Annotated in this window: 1 pseudogene; it reads left to right on the top strand. The window is 67.2% G+C overall.

Going from position 1 to position 512, the window contains the following annotated elements:
* Window positions 1-137 precede the first annotated feature (137 nt).
* A pseudogene (locus tag J0695_RS42680) lies at window positions 138-512 on the top strand (hypothetical protein); the annotation flags it as partial.

The following is a 512-nucleotide window of genomic DNA, read 5'->3' as shown; positions in this document are numbered from 1 at the left end:
TACGTCTCGTGGGCTCGGCGGAGCGTACGGGTGATCCGTACGGAGCGTGAGGGAAGAGGCGTTCCATTCCTGATAGTCGGGTGATGTGTGTCACCCGCTTCACGGCCTTCGGCGCGCGTCTCCTAATGTGGGCCGGAGTGACTTCCTTCGATTCCTCCCCGACGCTCACCGCGTGGCGCACTCTGCTCGCCATCGCGGTTGTGTTCGTGATGCTGACGACCACGGGCTGGACCGCCGTGCGCCCTCAACGCTCCGACGAGCCACGCACTGTCGCACTCGCCTCCTGGGCCAAGGGATCGATAGCGGGGCACGCGCTTCCCCCGGCCGATGCCCAGTCGTTCAGGCTGGCGCACTTCTTCGCCATGCTCACGGCCGCGCAGCGCATCCGACTGGCGGACAAGTACCCGCTGGTGGTGGGGAATCTGAACGGCGCCCCGGTCACCCTGCGCTATCGGGCCAACCGGCTCGCGCTCGTACAGGCGCGCACGGTCGAACAGCAGCGCATGCACGAC

It is taken from the genome of Streptomyces beijiangensis (assembly GCF_017315755.1).
Taxonomy (GTDB): domain Bacteria; phylum Actinomycetota; class Actinomycetes; order Streptomycetales; family Streptomycetaceae; genus Streptomyces; species Streptomyces beijiangensis.
The sequence above is the reverse complement of the archived record's forward strand: the minus strand, read 5'-3'. Positions and strand labels throughout refer to the sequence as shown.